Below are 23,804 nucleotides of genomic sequence, written 5' to 3'. Positions count from 1 at the left end.
ACGTTGTCATGCCGGGCAGGACGGGGCGGCAGGAGGATAGGGCGTGAATTCAAAAGGATAGGCGGTGTCCGATTGGCGGGTCGAACCCGCCGGATGGCACGTGACCTATCCCTTGGTAGGGGCTGTAGCCGTGGCGGTGGTGCCATGGGGGCGGGGCTTGCGACCCAGATGCTGCAACCGGTCCACATGCCACGCGGCGACCTGTGACAGGGGCATATGCGCCGCAGCCTTCTGATTTTTATCCGCTATGGCTTGCGACCATTTCGCGTCGTCCAGCACGGACCGCATCGCGCGGGCAAGGTCGGTGGCATTATTGGGCAGGTAATTGGCACCCGAGATGCCTTCGTCCTGCGACACGGCAACAAAATCGCCGATATCGGGGAAGACGGGAACGGTGCCAAAGCTGGCCGCCTGATGCAGAACGCCCGAACTGCCGGTGGTGGACAAATAGTCAAACACGGCGATCCGCGCGTCGTGAAAGAACCCGGGGACATCCTGCTCGGCCACGTAACCCGCGAAATGCACGCCGCGATCGGTGCGGCGCGATTGGGCAATGTGGGACATATAGCCCGCCACGCTGGGGTGATCCGTGCCACCGATGACAAGTTCATAGCCAGCGTATTCAGGACGCTGGCGCAGGATATCAAACGCGGCCAGCAGGGTTTCAAGGCGCTTGTAGGTGCCGAACTTGCCCATCGTGACAATCCGGCTGGGCCGGTTTGCCAATGGCGGGGCTGCAGGGGCTGCGCAATCAAAGGTACCATGCGGGATATGGGTGACATCCGCACGCGGGTTTAGGGACCTGAGGTGGACAAGATACGTGTCCAGCGTGACCGAAACGTAATTGGCAGCCATCAGCGCCCGGTTCACAATGCTGCCCCCGGCCTGAACCAGCCCCTGACGCAGTTTTTGGCCCCGCAATTGCGTGTGGTTCAGGTCAACCGCACCCAGCACGTTATGGGCGATAACGCCGCTGGGGGTTCCCATCACACGGGCCATGGCGGGGGCCAAAAGGCCCAGCGCGGCCGGTAGTTCGCGGTTGCCAAAGGTAGCGGCCTGCACGTTCCACAACACGGCATCAGCCTTGGTACTGGCGAGGCTGCGCAGGATTGCGGGGCCTGCAGATACCGCATTGAATTTCCAAACGCGGTGCACGGTCAGCTTGGGGCCAAGGTTCAGTTCGACCATGGGGGTGGTCAGCACGTCCGCGATCACGACGACCTCGGACACATCGGGGTGCCGGGTCAGTTCGCGTGCAAGGTGATAGCCGTATTCATTCAGGCTCTGCTGGCCCGGGGGGAAGGCGGTGACAAGGGCAAGGCGCATTGGTGGCTCCATCTGGCTGGGACGGATCAACCCTATGCGCGCAGGACACCACACGGTTGGGCGCAAAGGCGTGGCGCGCCGCGCAGATGGAGGGGCGCCCTATGCCAAGGGATAGGGCTATTCCCCGAAATGACGGCGAATGACGGCAGCGGCAGGTTTTTCACCCCCGTCAGCGCGCAGCAGGCCAAACCCGGATTGCAGTTTGCGTACCCAGGGGGAACGGCCGACAACACTGGGGTCTACATTGGGGAAGTCGTAAAGCGTCCAGATGAACACGCCATCCGCATCCTTCAGGGCGCGCATGCGTAGATCCAGCTTGCGCGCCTGCGAAGTGGGCGATCCGGGCTGTCCCAGCAGCAACCCAAAGGTCGAGGCCCCGATCTCGGTCACCAAAACGGGATGGTCGGGAAAAGCCGTGCGCAGATCCGTCAGGCGCGCCGCCGTTCCGGCAATGTCGGCGTAGTCGTGATAAGTCAGGACGTCCAGCTGATCGGCCATCACCGGCGCGGCATCCACATGGGACCAACCGACGGTTTGCGGCAGCGCGGGTGCAATCTGACCGGTGATCTGCGACATGGTGGAAATCCATGCCTCAACCTTGGCCCGGCCATGGGTGGCAAAGTCGAGGTCGGGTTCGTTTTTCAGATCAACCAGTTCGACATTTGGAAAGGCGGTCAGCACCGGCAGAACGGCACGCAGATAGGTTCGGTCGGTTGGCCATGTGGCCAGACCATAGTCGCCCTTCAGGTCAAACAGGGTGGGCACCACCCGCAGGCCCCTTTCCCGGGCCAAGCCCAAAAGAGTTTCCAGGTGGGCAAGGTGGGTGGCGGCGTCGGGGCCAAGAAAAGCCTCGCGTTGCAAAAAGATGCGGATCGTGTCGGCACCCAGTCCGGTGATACGATCAAGATCCGCGGCGGTTTGATTTGCGTCGAAGCGGGGCCAGAATGCCCGCCACGGGGTCGCGGCAGGATAGTAGTTGATGCCGTTCATCCGACCGGTCCACGGCGCGGGTTGCCGTGTGACGGGGGTGCTGCCGCGCCGCTCAAACGACCAAATGCGCCACCCGATCAGCCCGTTGCGGAATGTGACTGTGCCGGTATCGCGCGTCAGTTCGACATGACGCAGCCCTCCGTCGGTGTCCGGCAGGAACCGGGCCGTCAACATCTGCGTTTTCGCCTGAAACAGCGATCCGTCGGGGTGAAAGAAGGTGGGAGTCAGATTATGCGACAGAACAACCATTCGCCCGCCATGCGTCTTGGCATCTGTGACCGACAAAGCGGCGCGTTTGGCCGCGATGCCGGTGAAATGGTCGACCAGAAGAAGGGGGTCATGGGCCTCTTGCGCGAGGGCGAGGTTGCGGAACCCTTGGGCAAAGGCGCGGCCGATCAGCAAACGCTCGGCATCGCTGAGGGGGCGGGACAACGGACGGTTGGGTGCGTGCCACGACACCTGCATGTCCGTGTCCGGCAGCGGGGCCAAGGCGTCGGCAAGGTACACATGTTGCACCTGCCGCTGCGACGCGACGCCGAAGGCCCCGGCGGCCATCCACATGATTGTGCCAAAAAGGGCTAGAAACCCCAGGAAATACGCGGTTCGTGGCATTACGGCGCTCCAGGCAGATCTGCGGGTGCGGGGCCGGTTTCGACATGCAGTTCCGCAATCCCAAGGGCGGTTTCGATGGTCAGCCGAACCGGTTGTGTTGCGGGACGCAGGGACAGAAGTGTTTGGAAATGACCGTCGCGGACCCAGCCCGTGCGGGTGTCGGTCGCACCTTGCGAGGCGGTGGCCTGAACGGTGATTGGTGCCCCGTCGGGCAAAAGATACCCGGCATCGGTGGTCAGCGGTCCAACGCGCAGGGCCAGCAACCCCGCGGTCGGGGTCCACAGCTGTGCGGCAACGGGCACGTCCGCGGCCAGCGGCGCGAACTGCACCGAAGCGGCGGTGTCTTGCGCCCCGACGGAAAGGGCCAGCGTGCCGCCCGCATCAACGTCGCGCGGCAGAAATGGAACCTGCACGCGGCCAGCGACAACCGGGGCAACCACGTGGCTGAGTGTGCCATCGTTATGTTGCAGCATCAGCGTTGCGGCGGTGCCGTTTTCGACCGGATTCCCGTATCGGTCCCGCAGGTCACGCGAGGCAAAGGTGGTCAGCTTTTCAGGGCGCAACGGGCCATCGGCGGGCACAAGGATTGGGGAAATGCTGCTCAGTGCGGCCGTGACCCGCAGCTGCGCGCGGGCGGATTGCTGGCCATCGATGGTTGCGTGGATATCGTAGGTGCCGGCCCGCGTTGGCGCCGCGAACCGAAGATGCGCCAGACCATCGTGCAGGGTTGCGTCCATCGGCGTGAATCCGTCCCGCTGAAATGTTACCTGGCCGTCAGGGACCAGGTTCCCCCACATGTCGGTCACAAGCGCCACGGCGTTGCCCTGTGGGCCGCCAGCCTGCAACGATTTTGGCCCGACAAACAAAAGGATGTGGACCGGTTCGTTGGTAGATGGCCGCAGATCCGCCCATTGCATGCGTTCCGGCGAAACGGCGGATGCGGGCAGGATGCCAAAGGCATCCCTGTGCACGGGTTCGGCCACGGCCTGCAGGGGGATAAGGCTAAAAAGGAATAGGAGCAATCGCATGCAGGTCACCTAGAACAAGGGGTCATAAGTCATGGAAGACACGTACAGATGCAGGGCCGCATAGCCGGGAATATCAACCATGATCTTCTCGGGCGGTACGGGGGCGGTTGCGTCGGGGCCGGGTGTTGCGCCGTTGACGATCTGGTTGCCTGTACCAAGCCGGGCAATGACGCGCAGGTCCTTGCGGGCGGGCAATGTCATATGAAACGGCGCGCTTTGACCTGGATAGATGTTGGTTTCGACAAATCCCGCCTCGGCCCAAACCGGTGCGCCGTCCATGTCATAGGCCAGAACAACGATGCGCGTGATCGAGGCCGGCTGGTTGCCGGTGTTGACAGCAAGCCCAGTGATCTCAGGTCGCCCGTCATCCGAGGTGACTTGGACACCATTCAGAGCCACCCCACGGTAAAGCCCCTGCGTGGTCACCAAGGCCCGGGCTGACAACGTTGCGTCATCCGGCGGGGCCGACAGTTGCGGGGGTATGAACAGTGTGGGATCAAACGCGGTCGCCGCGTCGTCCAACGACAACACGCCTTCAAACGCGACACGAAATCCGGTGGATTCCAATGGCAGCAATTGCTGGCCCGCAATTTGCGCGGTTGCTGTGCGCGCCAATCGAGTGTTGCCCGCCAAAAGGTCGCCAAATACCGATACATAGGCCGGGTCCGCATCCTGATTATAGACAAGCCCCACAAGGTTGTAGCGCCCGTCATGTTCTACAAGTTGCGCCCGGCTCAGCGCGATCTCGGGGCGGTCCAGGCGGTCGCGGTGCAGATCGGTTTCGGGGCGCGGCTGTCGACGGCCGGGCAGGTTCCATGCGGTTTCGGCCCCGCGTTGCAGACGCTGCGGTGTTTGCACCGGCCGCAGATGCAGAGGCAACAAGTACCAATGCCCATCGCGCCGCACCAGCCGCAGGTCCATGGTTTCGGTCCGCACATCCAATGCGGTCAGCCAGTCAAGCTCCACCCGCCAATCGGCGATGTCTCCGGTCGCGGCGACGGGGGTGGCGCGTATATCTGTCAACTTGCCATAAGACGCGATCAACCCGCCACGCCAGCGCCAGTTGAACATGGCCGTGTCAAAGTCGGGCCGCGTTACGGGATCAAGCCGGGCAAAAGCTGCCTCGAACCGACGAAAGTCCAGCGCGTCGAAATAGGCAGCAATCACCTGTTGCGGGTCCACGGGCCTGCGCATCTGGGCGGAAACCCACAGCCCCGTCCCAATGGTTAGAACTACAACAGCGGCAACGCCGGTGGTGACCACCCAGAAAACCAGCCGCGCGTTCCGAAACCCTGTGCTGCGAGGCAAAACCGGCTTGGGATCCCCCGGAACCGCGCCAAAGCTGCGCTTGACCACGCTGATGGCAAAGACGGCCAGCGCCAGCAACAAAGCGCCTGGCGGGATCAGCCCCCACATTAGCATATGTAACTCGGGGATGTGGCGGCGCGGGCTGAGGGCGGGCAGGGGGCTGATATCCGGCCTCTCCCAAACGGTCACGCCATTGGACAGCCGCGTCAGCCGAACCCAGCCGGTGAAATGCAGCAGCGGGTCGTAAAAAGCGTCGTTCGAAAACGTGAATTTCAGGTGATAGTCTTCGGCATTTACAAGAAACTGCTTCAACGACCCCAGCCCCGGCACGCCAAGATACTTGGCGTTCTCCAACCGCTCCACCGAATAGCGCGTCAGGTTCGACAAACGGCGGGCCGAGTGATAGTTTCCATCCACCGATTGCGCCGCGGTTTGCGCAGACAGATACGCAAATTGGTCCCCGAAGCCCAATGTCAGGTATCGCCAGCGGTCATGGTTGTCCTCGGCCATGAACTTTACAATGGGGGCCGGATCGATATGGCGCGGCTGCGTGGGCTGGATGGTTGGCAGGATGGCGGCAAAGACCGCAAGCCCGACCGTGGCGGCAAAGTAGCTGCCCAGCAGAATGGCATAAAACCCGCGCCCAAGGGCCGAACGCAGGCTCGCGGCCGTCCCGCCGCGCAACAATCCGTCCAGAAGATAGCCGGTGAAGGGCAGGATCAGGATCGTGGCCCAAAAGGTGAAACGATCCAGTGTCAGGATGTCGAACGCACCTCCCAGAATGGCGCGCGATATGGGGGTGGTACCGCCTGTTCCCAGAATGAAACACAACAGGACAGACACCCCCAAGGGCCAAAGGCGCGTGGTTGCGGTTTTCCAAAGGGCGTAAGGCAAGACCAACAACGCCGTGCCCCAGGGCAAAAGGAAAAAGATGAAACCCAGATCGCGGCGCACCAGGAAATTCTCTCGGCTGCCATGGGGGATCGAGACCTGCGTGATCGGATCGCTTACAGACCAGATCCAATAAGGCAGCACCGTCACCACAATCGCCGACAGCATCGCTGCCGCCAGCAGGACACCACGCCCCAGCGCCTTGATCACGCGCCACATGCGATCGCGAGAGGTTGCTGCCACCACCCCGCGCAATGCGTGCAGCCCCAGCGGCAGAATGAACAACACACCGCCAAAGATCGTGGTCACGTGATGCGCCGCGGTTGTGGCGGCGGCAAAAATGACGGCAAGCGCAAGGTCGATCCACCGCCCCGCTACGATCCAGCGATAGACGTAAGGCAAGCCGTTCAGGAACACACCCAGTGAAAAGATCGTCGGCAATTGCCCGAACAGGTGGATCGTTTCCGAAATGGACGAGGCCACCACAAGCGACAGCGCCGCAAACCCTGCCGGGCGCGCCGTGACCCACAGCAGCGAAAACCGATAGACACCAACCACCAACAACAACAGCCCAAGCAACTGCACCACCACGAACGCAGCCCGCAGAGGCATTAGGTGCATCAAGCCGCCAATCGCCATATGCGTGCCCGGCGGATAGCTGGTGGTGGCAAAGCCGGTGTACCATCGCGGCTCCCACGGGTCGAACCACGACCTGTGATAGCTGTCTGCAAAGAACATGTGGATATAGGCGTCGTAGGTGTTGCCATGTGTGAACGGCAGCAGGCCACCGTGAAACAGAACAGCGGCTGCCAGGGCGGCCAGCAGCAGGCGCATGCCATCCTGTGTGTCGTCAACTTGCTGCATAGGGGCGGGCTGCATGGCCGGCTTTCAGATCAGGTCACGGGCGCGTGCGGTCAGGGCGGCATGGGTGCGGTTGTGTGCCCCAAGTTTGCGGCACAAGCTCCTAACGTAAGATTTCACCGTGACGTCCTGCAGACCCAACGCGGCGGCGATCCTCTTGTTGGACCAGCCCTGGCCAAGACCTGTCAGGACATCCAATTCACGTTGTGTCAGGTTCGGGTCCGGCGTTCCGGGACCGGCGACGGTCAGTTCGAACGGCAAAAAGCATTCGCCGGCGATCATCAGGTGCAGCGCGGCATAAAGCGACTGAGGCTTCAGGCTTTTGGGGATGACACCAGCGGCACCGGACGCAACGGCACTTTGGGCAAGCGACGGGGTCAATCTGCCAGAGAACAGCGTCACGGGCACGGAACCCGCGGCAAGCCGCATCCGGGACAAACCGCCCAACCCGTCCATTCCCGGCATCGCGTAATCCAGCAAGATGATGTCGAAGGGGGGATGTGTAGCGACCGCCTGTATCGCCAGGGGCAGGTCCGACGCGCCAATCACATCCTGCGCACCTTCGCGCAGAAGGTAGAAAGCCATCGTGTCCCGGACAAGGTCGTGATCATCTGCAATCAGGATCCGCATGGCGCACCCCTCGCCGGAACTGGGAAACGGTAGGGGGAACAATGGTTAACAGCCAGCATGAGGAATGCGCCCTTTTGAACGGGTTACTACATGTCCTCAAATTACAACTGGTTCCGCCACGACGGGGTCGAAACGAGGGATAGGGGCAGCCACAAAAGGTTAGGTCTGGTCTCGTTGGTATAGGTGGCGGTCAGCGACTGTCGTCAATTTTACTGCGAATTTTCGAATCTTTGGCCCGCCGAATCGCCGTGGTGCCGTCGATTGGTGCGCATTCCGCGACAGTGATTTCGAGAGCGGTAAAACTGTTGACCACTTTTTCGCCACATTTTAGACAAATTTACCATAAAACCCGCTAAACTTTGGGGTGAATTATCTGCAGGCATGGCGCGTCACGCGGGTGAACGCTCAGGATGTGACCATTTTGACCAACCGGTCATCCGCCCATAAGTATATGAATTACCTAAAAGTTTCTCAAAATACGCGAAGTTTCCGTTAACCATAATTCGTTCAGAGCTGAAAACATAACGGAAATGTAAACGCCCATGTGCGGCCAAATCGCCGCCATTTTTCCCTAGGAGCAGAGGCGCCCATCGCGCTAAATCATTACAGCCCATCTGGGGGGTGAAGACATACGGCCACGGGGGCGGCCGCGACTGTGACGCGTTGTATGACGCGGATGCGATCGGTTGATCGGTGTGACGGGCTGTCACTGTTTCGATCAACGCGACAAAGAGGTGGGGGTGACCCGGTTCCGCAGCTGCTTGCGGGGCAATACTTCTGTGCATCTGCGACCAACGAGCCGCTGTTGCGCCGCCTGGTTGTGATTCTTCTCCCTGGATACGGGTTTCGAATTTTTGCGCTGTTGCAGCGCACGGTTTTGGTATGGGGAACGAAGCTATGGCCGATTATACGCTGGACTGGGATGTTACTGGGGCCGACGGGGCGGGTACGTTTTCGTCAGGTTCGGGCGGGCCGGATGTAGGCGTTACGGTATCGACACCAAGCAACGGGGACGGCGACAGCTTTTTCCTGTCAAGCGGTCTGCTGAAATCCGACTATGTGCGCGAGCCAGCCAAGACAATCGTCACCTTCGACAGCGCGGTCGAGAATGTCACGTTCGACCTGTTCGATGTCGATGCGAATGACAGTTGGGACGACAAGATCACAATCATTGCCCGCGATGCCGACGGAAACATCGTTCCGGTTTCCTTCTCGGGTTCGACGATCGGTACGTTGCAGACGGTCAATGGAAACTCGATCGAAGGCACCGACAACGGCGACAATGACGGCAGCGGACCGGGCGACAACGACACGGTTTCGGTGTCGATCAGCGACGCGGTTGTCAGCATCGAGATCATCCACGACCACGGCAATTCAGACGACAATTCGGGCCTGATCAGCGTTGGCGACATCAGCTTTGACCTGAGCCCGGTGGGGGATGGCATCGTCGAAGGCACGTCGGGTGACGATACCATCGATCTGGCCTATATGGGTGACCCCGAAGGCGACATGATCGACAATGACGACGCCTTGCTGCCGGGTGAAGTGGGTGACGACGATATCGTGGACGCCGGTGCTGGCGACGACAGCATCTTCGCGGAAGAGGGTGACGACGAGATTTATGCCGGCCATGACGATGACTATGTCGAGGCAGGCGCAGGCGACGACATCATCTATGGCGACAGCGACCTTCCGGGCGGCTCGGACGCCACCGGTGCGCGCGAAAGCTTCGAATGGGACCTGGCGCCCGACCCCAACGGCCCGGCGCCGATCGAGGATGGCGACCCGATCAACGGGTTCACGCAGGACACTGGCAGTGTTGATGTAACCTTCTCGCTGCAGGGTGCAGCCTTTGCGCCGCAGTCGGAATTTGCCGATAACAACCAGAAGGTTGACGGCATCGACACCGGCGACGAGACCATTGACAACCAAAGCTCGCTGGCCTCGCGTTTGGATCAGGAAGGCGAGTGCCAGGTTTACCGCTGGGATTTCTCGTCCGAGGTAACGGATGTTCAGTTCCGCATCAACGACATCGACTATGACAGCGAGGTGGTGATCACCGCCTATGACGCGCATGGCAACAAGATCCCGATCCACACCAATACCGGGGGTGATATCGCCGCGTCGAACCTGGACGGGATTGCCGGTAACGAGCATCTGCGGTCGGATATCGATGGCGGGTCCAGCGACACCACCGGGTCGATCTCGGCGCTGGTGACAATTGCCGGCCCGGTCGCACGAATCGAGGTTCTGCACAACCAGGATGGCGATGACAATTCGGGCATCAACATCACCGACATCTATTTCGACGCGCCCGGCGCGGTAATCGGTGACGAGGATGGCAATGACACCCTGCTGGGTGAAGACGGCGCCGATATCATCTATGGCGAAGGCGGCGACGACATTCTGGACGGTGGTCTGGACGATGGCGATGCCGACCAGCTGTTTGGTGGCGACGATGCCGACACGATCCAGGGTGTGGGCGTGGGCGACTTTGTCGACGGCGGTGCCGGTGGCAATGACCACGATACGCTGGACCTGACCGGGTCGACCGAGCAGGGCGGCAGCCTGAAGGTGAACATCACCGGGCCCGACAGCGACGGCAACGGCTTTGACGGTACCGTCACGTATTTCGACAACAACGGGGTCGAAACCGGCACGCTGACCTTCGAAAACATCGAAGAGATTGTACCGTGCTTTACGCCGGGCACCTTGATTGCAACGCCCAAGGGCGAGCGTCTGGTGGAAGAACTGCGCGAAGGTGACAAGATCATCACCCGCGACAACGGCATTCAGGAAATCCGCTGGGCTGGCCACAAGGCGCTGAGCGGTCGCGAATTGCTGACCGAAAAGCATCTGCGCCCGGTTCTGATCCGCGCCGGTTCGCTGGGCAACGGGTTGCCGGAACGTGACATGTTGGTCAGCCCGAACCACCGCATGCTGGTCGCTAATGACCGCACGGCGCTGTATTTCGAAGAGCGCGAGGTTCTGGTCGCTGCCAAGCATCTGGTGAACAACCGCGGCGTGAACACGATGGATACGGTCGGCACGACCTATATTCACTTCATGTTTGACCAGCACGAGGTTGTGTTGGCCAACGGCGCATGGACCGAAAGCTTCCAGCCGGGCGACTATTCGCTGCAGGGTCTGGGCAACGCGCAACGCAACGAAATCTTCGAGTTGTTCCCAGAGCTGGAATCGGTCGAAGGACGCCAGGACTATCAGGCGGCGCGCAAAGTGTTGAAAAAGCACGAAGCAAGCCTTTTGTCGCTGTAAGACAGAGCATTTTGCAGCTTCGGCCAAGCCACGGGGGCACGTTGGCCGAAACAAAAATCCGGCAGAAGAGGGGGCTCTTCTGCCGGATTTTTTCCACTGACTTATCCACAGGGGCCAACAAGCCCCTGTTTTTGTTATGTTTGCGTTACCGCTCGGGGATCAGACCGCGCGGGCTAAAGCGCAGAACCAACAACAGGATCACACCCATAGTCAGCAATCGCAGGTGCTGAGCGTTGTCGCGGATCTGTTCAGCCGCCGCCATCAGCCAGCGCAACCGCAACGGGTCGCCGCCATCGGTGACGCCGGTGATGGTCTCGGCAAACCCAAAGAACCCATTGGCCAGCATCTGCCCGGCAGGCTCGGCCTGCACCCAGCAGAACCAGATCAAGATACCGCCAAGGATCGCGCCGAAATTGTTGCCCGACCCACCCACGATCACCATGACCCAGACAAGGAAGGTAAACCGCAGCGGCTGGTACGATGACGGGGTCATTGCGCTGTCCAGCGTTGTCATCATCGCGCCCGCCACCCCGCAGACAGCCGAGCCGATGATAAAGATCTGCAGATGCCGGCGGGTGACGTCTTTGCCCATCGCCTCGGCCGCGACCTCGTTATCGCGGATGGCGCGCATCATCCGGCCCCAGGGCGAGTTTTGCGCCAGCTGTGCCAGCACCATCAGGATGATCAGCACACCGGCAAACAGCAGACCATAGCTGAGCTTGACCGTGATCGACGAAAAGGTCACCGGATCAGCGCCCCAGCCGGTGGCGAATTCGACAAATCCGGGATCGTTCTGCAGATCGACCTCGTAAGGCACCGGGCGTGGCAGGCCCACCACGTTTTTCACCCCGCGGGCCAGCCAATCCTCGTTTTTCAGGATCGAGATCAGGATCTCGGCAATGCCCAGCGTCGCGATGGCCAGGTAATCCGACCGCAGCCCCAGCGCGGTTTTGCCGATCAGCCACGCCGCCCCGGCGGCCAGCAGCCCGCCAATGGGCCAGGCCAACAGAACCGGCAGGTTCAGACCGCCAAGATAGCCGGTGGCGGCGGGGTCGACGGCCTCAACCGCTTGAACAGCCGGGTCAAAGACGCCGCGATAGACGAAGAAGCCAACGACAAGAATGGCCAAGACGGTGAAACTGCGCGCGCGCCCGGCACCCATGCGGCCCCAGGCGATCACCGCGCCCGCAATGGTCGCCGCGCCAAGCGCCAGCCCGGCCAATAGGCGCGGCCCGCCGGCGGCCCATGCCTCGGGCACCGGTGCGGATGTGGTCAGCACCACGCCCAGCCCGCCAAGCGCCACGAACCCCATGATCCCGACATTAAAGAGGCCAGCATAGCCCCATTGCAGGTTCACCCCCATGGCCATCACCGCCGAGATCAGTCCCATATTCAGGATCGTCAGCGCGGTGTTCCAGCTTTGGAAAAACCCGGTGCCGATCAACAAAGCCGCCATCGCGGCAAAGAAAAGCGCGTCGCGACGTGTCATACCGATTTTCCTTTAAACAGGCCCGTGGGGCGGAACAGCAGCACGATGACCAGGATCGCGAAGCTGACGGCGAATTTGTAATCGGTGCTCATGAGTTGCACGAGGCCCGATGGTTCCAGCGGTTCCGGCAGAAGATGCACCAACACCTTTTTCCACGCATAAGTCACCGTGACCTCGGAAAACGCGATCAGGAAACCGCCCGCGATGGCGCCCAAGGGGTTGCCCAACCCGCCAACAATGGCCGAGGCAAAGATCGGCAGCAGCAATTGGAAATAGGTGAAGGGTTTAAAGGACTTGTCGAGCCCATACAGCACCCCGGCTATGGTCGCCAGCGCCGCCACGATCAGCCATGTCACCTGCACCACCCGGTCGGGGTTGATGCCCGACAACAGCGCCAGATCCTCGTTATCGGAAAATGCGCGCATCGACTTGCCGGTGCGCGTGCGGTTGAGAAACCAGAACAGCAGGGCGACCACGATGATCGCGGTCACGATGGTGATGCCCTGCGTGGTGCGGATCGCCAGACCCTCGTCCAGACCGGTCATCTGTTTAAACTCGCGCGCGCGGATGATGAACCGGGCGCCATCGGCAAAACGCTGATCATCGGGTCCGATGATGAACCGGACCAGCCCGTTCATGATGAACATCACCCCGATCGACACCATGACGAACACCACGGGCACCACGCGTTGACGGCGATAAAACTGATAGACCAGCTTGTCGGTGCCCAGCAGCAGCAGAGCCGTCGCCGCAATGCCAAAGGGCAGGGCCAGCAAGGCGGTGGGCAACACGCCCAGCCCGATCCCCGCGGCCTGCATGGCCCACGTGACCAACACGGTTACCATGGTACCGAAGGCCATCGTGTCGCCATGGGCAAAATTGGAAAACCGCAGGATGCCGTAAATGAGCGTCACCCCCAGCGCCCCCAGCGCCAGCTGCGCGCCATAAGCGGTGGCGGGGATGATCACAAAATTGGCCAGCGCGACCAGTGCGTTTAGGAAGTCCATTAGGAAAGAAGCCTTATACAGCTGCCAATCAGGCTTACGTTAGCCGCAATCTTTGGATCCGTTTCAGTGAAATCGATTAAAACGTGCGAACTGAAGACAAAATCCAGATCTTTGAAAATGGTAATTGCGCGCATTCCTTGGCCATCTTCTCCTAGACCAACACCTTGTAACGCTATGTTATCGTTGGTCGCGTAGTGCTCGAATACAAATACAGTCGAACTAATGTGCAGCTCAAAGTTGCTCCCAAAGTTGACAACTGTGAATTCATGATCGCTCTTCTTACAGGGCGTTTTGCCGACGCAGGCCATTGTTTCTTTGCATACATAGCTCTGAGCGAATAGGGGATTTACCGAAGTAGACGCGTACAACGCGGTTGCAACGCCAACGATCCGGCTGAGTTTTCTTGTCAATTTAACTATGTCCAATTGACTATCCCCCCAAAAACGTGCGGCGTACTTCGGGGTTGGCCAGAAGGGCCTGCCCGGTGTCGGTATAGGCGTTGCGACCCTGGACAAGGACATAGCCTTTGTCTGCGATCTCAAGGGCTTGGCGGGCGTTTTGTTCGACCATCAGGATCGAGATGCCGGTGCGCGCCACCTCGATAATGCGGTCAAACAGCTCGTCCATCACGATGGGGCTAACGCCCGCGGTGGGTTCGTCCAGCATCAGCAGGCTGGGCTGGGTCATCAGCGCGCGGCCCACGGCGACCTGTTGGCGCTGCCCGCCCGACAGCTCGCCCGCGTGCTGGCGGCGTTTTTCCTTGAGGATCGGGAACAGGGTATAGACCTGCTCGATCGTGTCCGAAAAATCGTCGCGCCGCAGGAACGCGCCCATTTCAAGGTTTTCCTCAACCGTCATGGTGGTGAAGATATTGTTGACCTGCGGCACAAAGCCCATGCCCTTGGCCACGCGAGCTTGCGGGGTCAGCGCGGTGATGTCCTGACCGTCCAGCATGACGCTGCCGGTGTGGATGTTCAACATGCCAAAGACGGCCTTCATCGCGGTGGATTTACCCGCGCCGTTGGGGCCCACGATCACCGCGATCTGGCCCTTGTCGACCGAGATGTTGCAGCCATGCAGGATATCGGCGCCGCTGCCATAGCCGCCGGTCATGTTTTCGGCGTTCAGGAAGGGATCAGCCATTGGCCTCCTCCTTGACCTTGTTTTTCAGACCGGTGCCCAGATAGGCCTCGATCACCGCGTCGTTCTGCATGATCTCATCGGCTTTGCCCTTGGCCAGAACCTTGCCCTCGGCCATGACGATCACCGGGTCGCAGAGCCGCGCGATGAAGTCCATGTCATGTTCGATCAGGCAGAAGGTATAGCCGCGTTCCTTGTTCAGGCGCACAATGGCGTCGCCGATGGTGTTCAAGAGCGTGCGATTGACGCCCGCGCCGACCTCGTCCAGAAACACCACTTTGGCGTCCACCATCATGGTGCGCCCCAGTTCCAGCAGCTTTTTCTGACCGCCCGACAGGTTGCCGGCCTTTTCGTCGGCCAGATGGTCGATGGTCAGGAACTCCAGCACTTCATCGGCCTTCCTTTTCAGGGCGGCCTCTTCAGTGGCGATCTGGCTGCGGCGGAACCATGCGTTCAGCAGGTTCTCGCCGGCCTGAGCGCCAGGCACCATCATCAGGTTTTCGCGCACCGTCATCGACGAAAACTCGTGCGCGATCTGGAAGGTGCGCAGCAGGCCTTTGTGAAAAAGCTCGTGCGGAGGCAGGCCGGTGATGTCTTCGCCATCCATGGTGACCTTGCCCGACGTAGGCTTAAGAACCCCGGCGATCACGTTGAAAATGGTGGATTTTCCGGCGCCGTTTGGTCCGATCAACCCGGTGATCGACCCGTCGGCAATTTCGATCGACGCGCCGTCCACGGCACGGAATCCGCCGAAATGCTTATGCACTTCGCTTGCGATGATCATATATGTTCCCCGTTGGCCGCTCTGTTGGCGGCTTCAGAATGCAGGCAGCCCGGAACGTTCATTCCGGGCTGCTGCCATATTTACCTTAGCGGTATTTGACAACGGTGACCTTGCCACCATCCATCACGATCTCGCGGTAGTTGCCGGCGCTTTCGCCTTCACCCACCAATTCAACCGAGGTCGCACCGACATAGTCGATATCGCCGCCCGCACGCAGGATGTCGAAGGCTTTGCCCAGCTCACCCGGCAGGATCTGTTCGCCCGGTGCGTTGGCCACGTCGAACACCTTGTCCTTGTAGGCGCCGGGGTCCTTGCTGTCGGCGGCCTGCATGGCCAGCATGATCAGCGCGGCGGCGTCATAGGCTTCGGCTGCAAAGGCGGACGTGCCGTCGAAACCGGCCTCGGTTGCCATGGCGACGAACTTGTCGCGACCTTCGCCGGCCGAGGCGGGGTTCTGGCCGAACGAGCCATCGATATCGGCGCCAAAGTTCTCTTCCAGCGCGGTCGAGACCATGCCGTCGGGCAGAACGAACGTATCGAAGGCACCCGAATCAAGCGATGCCTGAATCACGCCCGAGCCGCCTTGATCCACGTAACCGGCCACGACCAGCGCATCACCACCGGCCGAGGCCAGCGCGCCCACTTCCGCGGCATAGTCGGCCTTGCCGTCTTCATGCGCGGTGTTCAGGGTGACGGTGCCGCCTTTGGCGGTAAAGGCTGCCTCGAAGCTGTCGGCCAGACCTTTACCATAGTCGTTATTGGTATAGGTCACGGCGACGGTGTCGATGCCGCGTTCCATGATAATCTCGGCCATCACAACACCTTGACGGGCGTCCGAGGGCGAGGTGCGGAAAAACAGACCGTTGTCTTCCAGCGTCGACAGGGCCGGCGAGGTGGCCGAGGGCGAGATCATCACCATGCCGTTGGGCATCGCGACGTTCTGCAGGCTGGCCGTGGTTTCGCCCGAGCACATGCCACCCACGATGCCGTCCACGCGGTCGGCAGTGACCAGGCGTTCAACGGTGGCGGTGGCGGCTGCGGCGTCGATGCAGGTGCTGTCGCCGCGCACGCTGGTGACGGTGGCGTCATCCAGGAAGTTGGCGGCAGTTGCTTCGGCCATGGCCAGTTCGGCGCCGTCACCCATCGGGCCAGCCAGCGATTCCAGCGGGCCGGTAAAGCCAAGCGATACACCCAGCGACACTTCGGTGGCGTGGCCACCAGCAAACGCGCCGGTTGCTGCGATCGACGTCAACGCCGTCGCCATCAGCAGTTTTTTCATGATTTTTCTCCCGTGTTGGTCGTTATTCTGCCGCGAGGTTAGGCCGCCAATTTCGAAAAGAAAAGTCTCTGATTCATGCCGCTTTGCAGAAATTATTCCTGCCCTTGGGTCAATTTCCGCGCGGCTGTTCCTCAGGATTTACAAATATTGCGTCATTTGCAGAGCCATCCGCCCGTGAATCGCCTGCAAACTGCGACCAACGCAATTTTTGAAGCAGCTGCCATGGCCAAAACTTGCCAAAACGCCCTCTTTTTGAGTGGCGGTGATGTGCCGCTTTGCTATAACGGCCCGCGCAAAACCCATGTAATGGAGCAAAACAATGGACAAGTGGCAAAAATCTGACTGGCGCGCCAAGCCCCGGGTTCAGATGCCCGACTATACGGATTCCAGCAAGCTGGAGGCCGTGGAAGCCCAGCTTGCCAAATATCCGCCGCTTGTCTTTGCAGGCGAAGCGCGGAGTTTGAAGGCGAAACTGGCGGCCGCTGCGCGTGGCGAGGCGTTTCTGCTGCAAGGCGGCGACTGCGCCGAAAGCTTTGCGGAGTTCGGCGCAGACACGATCCGCGACACCTTTCAGGTGATGTTGCAGATGGCGATGGTGCTGACCTATGGCGCCAAGGTGCCGGTGGTGAAAGTGGGCCGGATGGCCGGCCAGTTCGCCAAGCCGCGCTCGGCACCGACCGAAACGGTGGATGGCGTGGAATTGCCCAGCTATCGCGGCGACATTATCAACGGGTTCGATTTCACGCCCGAGGCGCGCATCCCCGACCCCAACCGCATGTTGCAGGCCTATACGCAGGCCGCGGCGTCGCTGAACCTGCTGCGCGCGTTCTCCAAGGGCGGTTATGCCGATGTGCACCGCGTACACGCCTGGACGCTGGGCTTCACCCAGGGCGAAGAGGCCGCCAAGTACCGCGCTATGGCCAATTCCATCCAGGACGCGCTGGACTTCATCCGCGCCGCGGGCATGTCGGGCGAAAGCAACCCGGATCTGCAGACGGTGGATTTTTATACCAGCCACGAGGCGCTGCTGCTGGAATACGAAGAGGCGATGTGCCGGATCGACAGCACCACCGGCGTGCCGGTTGCGGGCTCGGGCCATCTGATCTGGATTGGTGACCGCACCCGTCAGCCCGACGGGGCGCATGTGGAGTTTTGCCGCGGCGTGCAGAACCCGATTGGTCTGAAATGTGGCCCGACGCTGACCAGCGACGACCTGAAAGTGCTGATCGAAAAGCTGAACCCGGAAAACGAAGAGGGGCGCCTGACCCTGATCGCGCGGTTCGGGGCCGGCAAGGTGGCCGATAACCTGCCGCGTCTGATCGAGACGGTGCAGGAGCTGGGCGCCAACGTGCTGTGGACCTGCGACCCGATGCACGGCAACACGATCAAATCGGCCTCGGGTTACAAAACCCGGCCGTTCGAGAACGTGTTGAGCGAGGTGCAGGAGTTTTTTGCCACCACCCGCGCCCATGGCGCCATCCCGGGCGGTGTGCATTTCGAGATGACGGGCAAGGACGTGACCGAATGCACCGGTGGCGTGCGCGCGGTCACCGACGAGGACCTGTCGGACCGGTACCACACAGCCTGCGACCCGCGTTTGAACGCCAGCCAGTCGCTGGAACTGGCCTTCCTGGTGGCCGAAGAGCTGGCTGGGCCGCGCAACACGGATCAGGCTGCGACGGCCTAAGCCCTAGCTGTCTGTCTGAACAAGCCGAAGGGCCGGGCGTTCACCGTCCGGCCTTTTTGCTGGCGCAAAAGTGGTGGCAGCCTCGGCAAACCCGCTGGGCGCGTTGGCGCCGGATGCGTGGTGCATGGGTTCGGTCACCGTGTCGCCAGTGGTCAGGTCGCGTGTCTGCAGGGCAGCGATGGAGAATCGGCGGGGCAGGCGCCCGATGTGGCCTTCGGAGATCAGGCACCCCAACGCCCTGGACACCTCGCCCTTGTCATTCAGCAGGGGCAGCAGCAACAAGGCGGCCTCCAATGCCGGGCGGCCCATACCACGACCACTGTTCAGGCTGACGCGCGTGACACGGGGCGACTCGAACACCTCTTCCACCAGTTCTGAAAGACGTTCGCGCGCCGCAGGCACGAACAGCGACGACAGCGGCATGCCGCGGACATCCATGCCCATGAGATCATGCAGGTGCTGCCCGGCAACCCGGAAACGCGCGATGCCCGGTGCAATGCGTTCGGCGACAAAGGCATAGGGCAGGGCACGTTCCAACCCGCGGGGGTCAACGTCGGCGCGTGCCGGCAAAGAGCGCCCGTTACGCAACCCTTCCCAATACGCTTCAACCTCGTTGATCAGCGGATATTGCATGTTAATCCGTACCTCCCGAATGGGGACGACATTCCCGTTTTCGCCGCGCATGCGAACCTTCTCCAAATTTTAACCGCCCCCAAAGCGGTGCATTGTCGTCGCGATTGCAGCTGTGTTAACGCTAAGACAACACCGTTACCCAAGTGTTAACATCGCATAAACCGTCTCAATTTTGAGGAGATTTTGTTACGAATGGTTAACTCGATGACCGGCTATGCGGCCGCAACAGGAGGCCGGGACGGCTATCGTTGGAGTTGGGAGATCCGAACCGTTAACGCAAAGGGGCTGGATATTCGCCTGCGTCTGCCGGACTGGTTGAGCGGGTTGGAACAGCCATTGCGCGGGGCAATTGGCAAAGCTTTGGGGCGGGGAAATGTCGCGTTGTCCCTGCGCATCAGCCGTGATGCCGAGTCCGAGCTGTCCTCGCCAAATCCCCAAGCGGTGAAGGCTGTTCTGGCATCTGTGCAAGCCATCGAAGCAGAGGCAAAGGCCGCCGGATTGTCCTTGGCGCCGGTATCGGCGCTGGACGTTTTGGCGCAACGTGGTGTGCTTGGGTCCAACGCGCCAGACGAAGACGCGAAGGCATTGAACCCCGTTCTGTTGGCCGAGTTCGACGGGCTTTTGGCCGCGCTGAAATCCATGCGCGCCGACGAAGGTGCCGCGTTAACCGAGGTTATTGATGGCCAATTGACACAGATCGCCGACCTGACCGAGCAGGCCGCCCATCAAGCCACCGCCCGCGGGGAAAAGGTTGCCGAGAACCTGCGCGAGAACCTTGCGCGCGTATTGCGCAATGTCGATGGCGCCGACCCCGACCGCGTGGCGCAAGAGTTGGCCTTGCTGGCGGTGAAATCGGATGTGACAGAAGAGCTGGACCGGCTGCGCGCCCATGTGGATGCCGCGCGCACCCTGATGAAGAAACAGGGGCCAGTTGGTCGCAAGCTTGACTTTCTGATGCAGGAATTTAATCGCGAAGCCAATACGTTATGCTCGAAAGCTCAGGCAAAGGACCTGACGCGGACGGGGCTTGACCTGAAGACCGTGATCGATCAGATGCGGGAACAGGTTCAGAATGTGGAGTAACCGATGACCGCGCGGCGTGGCCTTTTGATCATCCTGTCTTCGCCCTCGGGTGCTGGCAAATCGACGCTTAGCGGGCGTTTGCGCGCCTGGGATCCGACGCTGAGTTTTTCGATTTCGGCAACCACGCGGGCTCCGCGTCCCGGCGAAGTAGACGGCCAGCATTATCATTTCACGGACGAGGCTGCCTTCAAAAAGCTGGTGGCCGAGGGGCAGATGCTGGAACATGCGCATGTGTTTGGCAACTTCTATGGCTCGCCCCGCGGTCCGGTCGAAGAGGCAATCAATGCCGGGCGCGATGTCTTGTTCGACGTTGACTGGCAAGGCGCGCAGCAGATCCGCAACTCGGCCCTTGGTGAACACGTTCTGTCGATCTTTTTTCTGCCGCCCTCCATCCACGAACTGCACCGCCGTCTGATCAGCCGAGGACAAGACAGCGCCGAGGTGATCGCCAAGCGGATGCAGCGCAGCTGGGACGAGATAAGTCATTGGGACAGCTACGATTATGTGCTGGTCAATGACGATCTGGATGCCACCGAAACGCGCCTGCGCACCATTGTCGAGAGCGAGCGGATGCGGCGCAAGCAGCAACCTGGATTGGTGGAACATGTGCGCAAGTTGCACAGCGAATTCGAGGATACGCAATGACCGTTTATGCGCTTGGCCCCCACAGCCCTCAGATTGACGACACCGCCTGGGTGGCCCCTGATGCCAATGTCATCGGGCAGATTGTTTTGATGGCCCACAGCTCGGTCTGGTTTGGGTGTACCTTGCGGGGCGACAACGAGCCGATTGTGGTGGGCGCGGGTACAAATGTGCAGGAAAACTGTATTTTTCATACAGATATGGGCTTTCCTTTAACCATTGGTGCGGGCTGCACCATCGGTCACAAGGCCATGTTGCACGGGTGTACGATTGGCGAAAATTCTTTGATCGGGATGGGCGCAACGGTGCTGAACGGGGCGGAGATTGGCAAGAATTGCCTAATCGGCGCGGGCGCCTTGATCACCGAGGGCAAAGAGATTCCGGATGGCAGCCTTGTCATGGGCGCGCCGGGAAAAATTGTGCGCCAGCTTGACGAAGACGCCATTGAAGGGCTGCGCAATTCCGCGCGGCATTACCAAGAGAATGCAGCACGGTTTCGCGACGAACTTGCAACTATTGGTTAAACTTTTTGGGGACCTGTCGACGGAAGTTTAAGCTGCTGGCGTAATAGAAGGACAATCGAGCACGGAGGCCCCGATATGATTCTTCGACTTGCCCAGTTTCTCAGTTTGTCGCTTTCCCTTTCCATTTCCGGCCCGGCATTTGCCGCAGGCCCGACCCATGCAGATGTCGCCTATGCGAGTGGGTCCAAGCAGAAATATGACCTCTACATGCCCGCGAACCCAACGCGTAACACGCCGGTTCTGGTGGTTGTGCACGGCGGCGGCTGGGTTGCCGGCGATAAAAGCAACAAGAACGCCATCGCTTTCAAAGCGCCGCACTATACCGCCAAGGGCTATGTTGTTGCGTCGGTGAATTACCGCCTGCTGCCCGGAACCAAACCGGACGAGCAAGCCCGCGATGTCGCGCGGGCGATCAAGCACATTCAGGCCTCGTCGTCGCGATGGGGCGGTGACCCAACGAACATGGCCGTAATGGGCCATTCATCGGGTGCGCATTTGCTGGCGCTGGTTGCGGGTAATCCTGAAGCCTATGAACTGCGGAATTGGAAAGCCACCGTCCTGCTGGATACGGAGGCTTTGGATGTGGCGAACCTGATGCGCAATGGAGCCGGTCAGGTGGCACGCGGCGCATTTGGCATTGATCCGTCCTATTGGACACAGGTGTCGCCGGCGGAAACAGTCACGGCTGGCATGGCACCGGTATTCATCATGTGTTCGGCCCTGCGCGAAACGGCCTGTCCGCAAGCACGGGAATATGGCGAAGACATCGAAGCCGTCGGCGGAACCGCCCATGTACGTGCCGTGCAGCTGACCCATGAAGAGGTCAACACCTCGATCGGGCAGCAGAACGGCTATACCGGCGCAGTTGACAACTTCCTGCGCAATAGCGGTTTGCGCTAAGGCAGGCTGGACGACAGCCCGTCAAGCAGGCAAAACGGGGCGATCAACAGGAGGCCGCCCCGTGACCAATACACCCAAAACCCTTGTTCGACGCACCCCCTGGCCCGAGGGCAGCGCCGTGCCCGTTGGCACCCCTTTGCAACCTTCTGTCGTGTACGACGCCGGATCACCGGACGGTCTGGATGCGATTTATGATGGCGATGCACAGGGGTATACCTATGCGCGCGAGGGGCACCCCAATGCGGATGTTCTGGCCGGCAAGATCGACGGGATGGAAGGGGCCGAGGGCGGGATCATCCTGTCGTCGGGCATGGCCGCCGTCACGGCGGTTGTTCTGGGCCTGCTGGGGCAGGGGGACCACATTGTTGCTGGTGATCAACTGTATGGGCGCAGCCTGCGATTGCTGACACAAGACCTGCCGCGTTGGGGGATCGAGGCGACGCTGACGGATGCCGGGGATCTTGGCGCGGTTGAGGCCGCGTTGCGACCTGCCACCAAGATGATCCTTATCGAACTGGTGTCGAACCCCACGTTGCGGGTCGCCGATCTGCACGGGCTTGCCCGGTTGGCCCAGGACCGTGGCATCCTCTTTGTCGTCGACAACACCTTCACGACGCCCCGCGCCTTTCAACCCTTTGACCACGGCGCCGATGTGGTGATCCACTCGGTCACCAAGCTGCTGGCGGGGCACTCGGACGTGACGCTGGGCTATGCGGTGGCGCGCGATGCCAATCACCGCAAGGCGATCTATGATCTGGCCACGACGATGGGCCTGACCGGCAGCCCGTTTGACTGCTGGCTTGCAGAACGTGGGTTGTATTCGTTTGATTTGCGCTATGACCGGGCAGAAGAAAACGCCAAGGCTCTGGCTGCGTTCCTGGGTGACCACCCCAAGGTTGAACGCGTGATTTACCCGGGCCGCTCGGATCACCCCGATGCCGATCGGGCCAAGGCGTTGCTGGGCGCGCGGACAGGGAACATGGTCAGCTTCGAAATTGCGCCAAGCCGGGCCGCGGCAAACGCGTTTGCAAAGGGATGCGCGAATATCGTCTTTGCACCGACGCTTGGGGATATCGGCACGACGCTGTCCCACCCGCCGTCATCGTCCCATCGCGCCCTCAGCCCCGAGGCGCGGGCAGCCATGGGCATTTCCGAAGGGTTCTTTCGCGTCTCGGTTGGGGTGGAGCCAATCGACCTGCTGATTTCCGAGATCGACGTCGCGCTGAACGCTTTGGCCTAGTTCAGCACCTGATCGACGATCGAGATCTTGGCGCGCGGGCAGGCCATGCGCAGTTCTGTCTGCACGATCTCGGGGCGGGGCAGGCGCGGGTGGCCGGGCAACAGCACCACGAAATGACCTCGATAGCGCAGCTTGGACAGTTCATGGGCCAGATCATAGGCGTCGAATTGCGGGGCCATTAGTGGTGCGATGACGTGGCTGACGATGGGTGAACTGGCCAATGCCGCGTGGATCAGCACATAGGGAATGGCCTCTAGCGTGACCTCTTCCGTGTCCAGAACCCATGTGGGTACGGAAGACAAAGGAATACCCACGGCCAGCGCAAGACGTTGGCCGGTGAACCGCGGAACTGTGGCAAGCCGAGGCTCTGGTCGTTTCATCCTGTTACCCTCAACACCCCTAAGTTGATCCCCTGTAGGGTGGGTTACGTAGCGTAAACTAATTATCTCTAGTTGAATATAGGTTCGAAACAAC

General features: G+C 60.8%; 21 protein-coding genes. 8 read left to right on the top strand and 13 right to left on the bottom strand.

Going from position 1 to position 23,804, the window contains the following annotated elements; translation table 11 throughout:
• Positions 1-105: 105 nt before the first annotated feature.
• From ACMU_RS06165 to ACMU_RS06145, 5 genes are all read right to left on the bottom strand, one after another.
• Positions 106-1,326 (bottom strand): glycosyltransferase, encoded by a 1,221-nt coding sequence (locus tag ACMU_RS06165; protein ID WP_035257232.1) that lies wholly within the window; start codon positions 1,324-1,326, stop codon positions 106-108.
• Between the two features lie 117 nt (positions 1,327-1,443).
• Positions 1,444-2,928, bottom strand: coding sequence for a glycoside hydrolase 5 family protein (locus tag ACMU_RS06160; RefSeq protein WP_152544531.1), 1,485 nt, complete (start codon positions 2,926-2,928; stop codon positions 1,444-1,446).
• Entirely contained in the window at positions 2,928-3,956 is a 1,029-nt protein-coding gene (locus ACMU_RS06155; protein WP_152544530.1) for a hypothetical protein, read from the bottom strand. The genes ACMU_RS06160 and ACMU_RS06155 overlap by 1 nt, the downstream gene beginning before the upstream one ends.
• A 9-nt stretch (positions 3,957-3,965) precedes the next feature.
• Positions 3,966-7,019 carry a hypothetical protein gene (locus ACMU_RS06150; RefSeq protein WP_035257226.1) on the bottom strand — a complete coding sequence of 1,018 codons (3,054 nt, stop codon included), beginning with the start codon at positions 7,017-7,019 and terminating at the stop codon, positions 3,966-3,968.
• 24 nt (positions 7,020-7,043) lie between these two features.
• The gene (locus tag ACMU_RS06145; protein WP_035257224.1) at positions 7,044-7,646 is read right to left on the bottom strand and encodes a response regulator transcription factor; all 603 of its coding nucleotides are present in this window, start codon (positions 7,644-7,646) and stop codon (positions 7,044-7,046) included.
• Positions 7,647-8,528: 882 nt separating this feature from the next.
• Here ACMU_RS06145 and ACMU_RS06140 point away from each other — a divergent pair.
• Complete coding sequence (locus tag ACMU_RS06140; RefSeq protein WP_236626206.1) at positions 8,529-10,922, top strand: Hint domain-containing protein; 2,394 nt, start codon at positions 8,529-8,531, stop codon at positions 10,920-10,922.
• 145 nt (positions 10,923-11,067) lie between these two features.
• On the opposite strand, the gene ACMU_RS06135 is transcribed toward ACMU_RS06140, so the two are convergent.
• The 6 genes from ACMU_RS06135 to ACMU_RS06110 form a co-directional block, all read right to left on the bottom strand.
• The gene (locus ACMU_RS06135) at positions 11,068-12,411 is read right to left on the bottom strand and encodes a branched-chain amino acid ABC transporter permease (protein ID WP_035257221.1); all 1,344 of its coding nucleotides are present in this window, start codon (positions 12,409-12,411) and stop codon (positions 11,068-11,070) included.
• A complete protein-coding gene (locus ACMU_RS06130; RefSeq protein ID WP_035257219.1) occupies positions 12,408-13,418 on the bottom strand; it encodes a branched-chain amino acid ABC transporter permease in 1,011 nt (336 codons plus the stop codon). The genes ACMU_RS06135 and ACMU_RS06130 overlap by 4 nt, the downstream gene beginning before the upstream one ends.
• Positions 13,418-13,828, bottom strand: coding sequence for a hypothetical protein (locus ACMU_RS06125; RefSeq protein ID WP_152544528.1), 411 nt, complete (start codon positions 13,826-13,828; stop codon positions 13,418-13,420). Before ACMU_RS06125 ends, ACMU_RS06130 begins: the two co-directional genes overlap by 1 nt.
• A 19-nt stretch (positions 13,829-13,847) precedes the next feature.
• Positions 13,848-14,561, bottom strand: a complete 714-nt coding sequence (locus tag ACMU_RS06120) for an ABC transporter ATP-binding protein (RefSeq protein WP_035257215.1) — start codon at positions 14,559-14,561, stop codon at positions 13,848-13,850.
• Complete coding sequence (locus tag ACMU_RS06115; RefSeq protein WP_035257213.1) at positions 14,554-15,342, bottom strand: ABC transporter ATP-binding protein; 789 nt, start codon at positions 15,340-15,342, stop codon at positions 14,554-14,556. Before ACMU_RS06115 ends, ACMU_RS06120 begins: the two co-directional genes overlap by 8 nt.
• Positions 15,343-15,427: 85 nt before the next feature.
• Positions 15,428-16,621, bottom strand: coding sequence for an ABC transporter substrate-binding protein (locus ACMU_RS06110; RefSeq protein WP_035257211.1), 1,194 nt, complete (start codon positions 16,619-16,621; stop codon positions 15,428-15,430).
• A 75-nt stretch (positions 16,622-16,696) separates the two neighbouring features.
• Here ACMU_RS06110 and ACMU_RS19235 point away from each other — a divergent pair, with 75 nt between their 5' ends.
• Positions 16,697-16,963 carry a hypothetical protein gene (locus ACMU_RS19235; protein WP_152544527.1) on the top strand — a complete coding sequence of 89 codons (267 nt, stop codon included), beginning with the start codon at positions 16,697-16,699 and terminating at the stop codon, positions 16,961-16,963.
• The gene (locus tag ACMU_RS06105) at positions 16,941-18,308 is read left to right on the top strand and encodes a class II 3-deoxy-7-phosphoheptulonate synthase (RefSeq protein ID WP_035257208.1); all 1,368 of its coding nucleotides are present in this window, start codon (positions 16,941-16,943) and stop codon (positions 18,306-18,308) included. Before ACMU_RS19235 ends, ACMU_RS06105 begins: the two co-directional genes overlap by 23 nt.
• 3 nt (positions 18,309-18,311) lie before the next feature.
• On the opposite strand, the gene ACMU_RS06100 is transcribed toward ACMU_RS06105, so the two are convergent.
• The gene (locus tag ACMU_RS06100) at positions 18,312-18,941 is read right to left on the bottom strand and encodes a PAS domain-containing protein (RefSeq protein ID WP_236626205.1); all 630 of its coding nucleotides are present in this window, start codon (positions 18,939-18,941) and stop codon (positions 18,312-18,314) included.
• A gap of 192 nt (positions 18,942-19,133) precedes the next feature.
• On the opposite strand from ACMU_RS06100, the gene ACMU_RS06095 reads away from it, so the two are divergent.
• The 5 genes from ACMU_RS06095 to ACMU_RS06075 all read left to right on the top strand — a co-directional run bounded on the left by ACMU_RS06095 (position 19,134) and on the right by ACMU_RS06075 (position 23,330).
• Complete coding sequence (locus ACMU_RS06095; RefSeq protein WP_035257206.1) at positions 19,134-20,024, top strand: YicC/YloC family endoribonuclease; 891 nt, start codon at positions 19,134-19,136, stop codon at positions 20,022-20,024.
• Positions 20,025-20,027: 3 nt separating this feature from the next.
• Positions 20,028-20,669: a guanylate kinase gene (gmk, locus tag ACMU_RS06090; RefSeq protein ID WP_035257203.1), complete on the top strand. Its 642-nt coding sequence runs from the start codon at positions 20,028-20,030 to the stop codon at positions 20,667-20,669.
• A complete protein-coding gene (locus tag ACMU_RS06085; protein ID WP_035257201.1) occupies positions 20,666-21,190 on the top strand; it encodes a gamma carbonic anhydrase family protein in 525 nt (174 codons plus the stop codon). The genes gmk and ACMU_RS06085 overlap by 4 nt, the downstream gene beginning before the upstream one ends.
• A gap of 75 nt (positions 21,191-21,265) precedes the next feature.
• A complete protein-coding gene (locus tag ACMU_RS06080) occupies positions 21,266-22,090 on the top strand; it encodes an alpha/beta hydrolase (RefSeq protein ID WP_081805405.1) in 825 nt (274 codons plus the stop codon).
• A gap of 61 nt (positions 22,091-22,151) precedes the next feature.
• Positions 22,152-23,330 (top strand): trans-sulfuration enzyme family protein, encoded by a 1,179-nt coding sequence (locus ACMU_RS06075; RefSeq protein ID WP_035257196.1) that lies wholly within the window; start codon positions 22,152-22,154, stop codon positions 23,328-23,330.
• Here the strand turns inward: ACMU_RS06075 and ACMU_RS06070 are convergent.
• Positions 23,327-23,710, bottom strand: coding sequence for a hypothetical protein (locus tag ACMU_RS06070; protein WP_035257194.1), 384 nt, complete (start codon positions 23,708-23,710; stop codon positions 23,327-23,329). The two genes, ACMU_RS06075 and ACMU_RS06070, sit on opposite strands and share 4 nt — an antisense overlap.
• Between the last annotated feature and the right edge of the window lie 94 nt (positions 23,711-23,804).

The sequence above is a fragment of the Actibacterium mucosum KCTC 23349 genome, from assembly GCF_000647975.1.
In the GTDB taxonomy this organism is placed as follows: Bacteria; Pseudomonadota; Alphaproteobacteria; order Rhodobacterales; family Rhodobacteraceae; genus Actibacterium; species Actibacterium mucosum.
The sequence above is the reverse complement of the archived record's forward strand: the minus strand, read 5'-3'. Positions and strand labels throughout refer to the sequence as shown.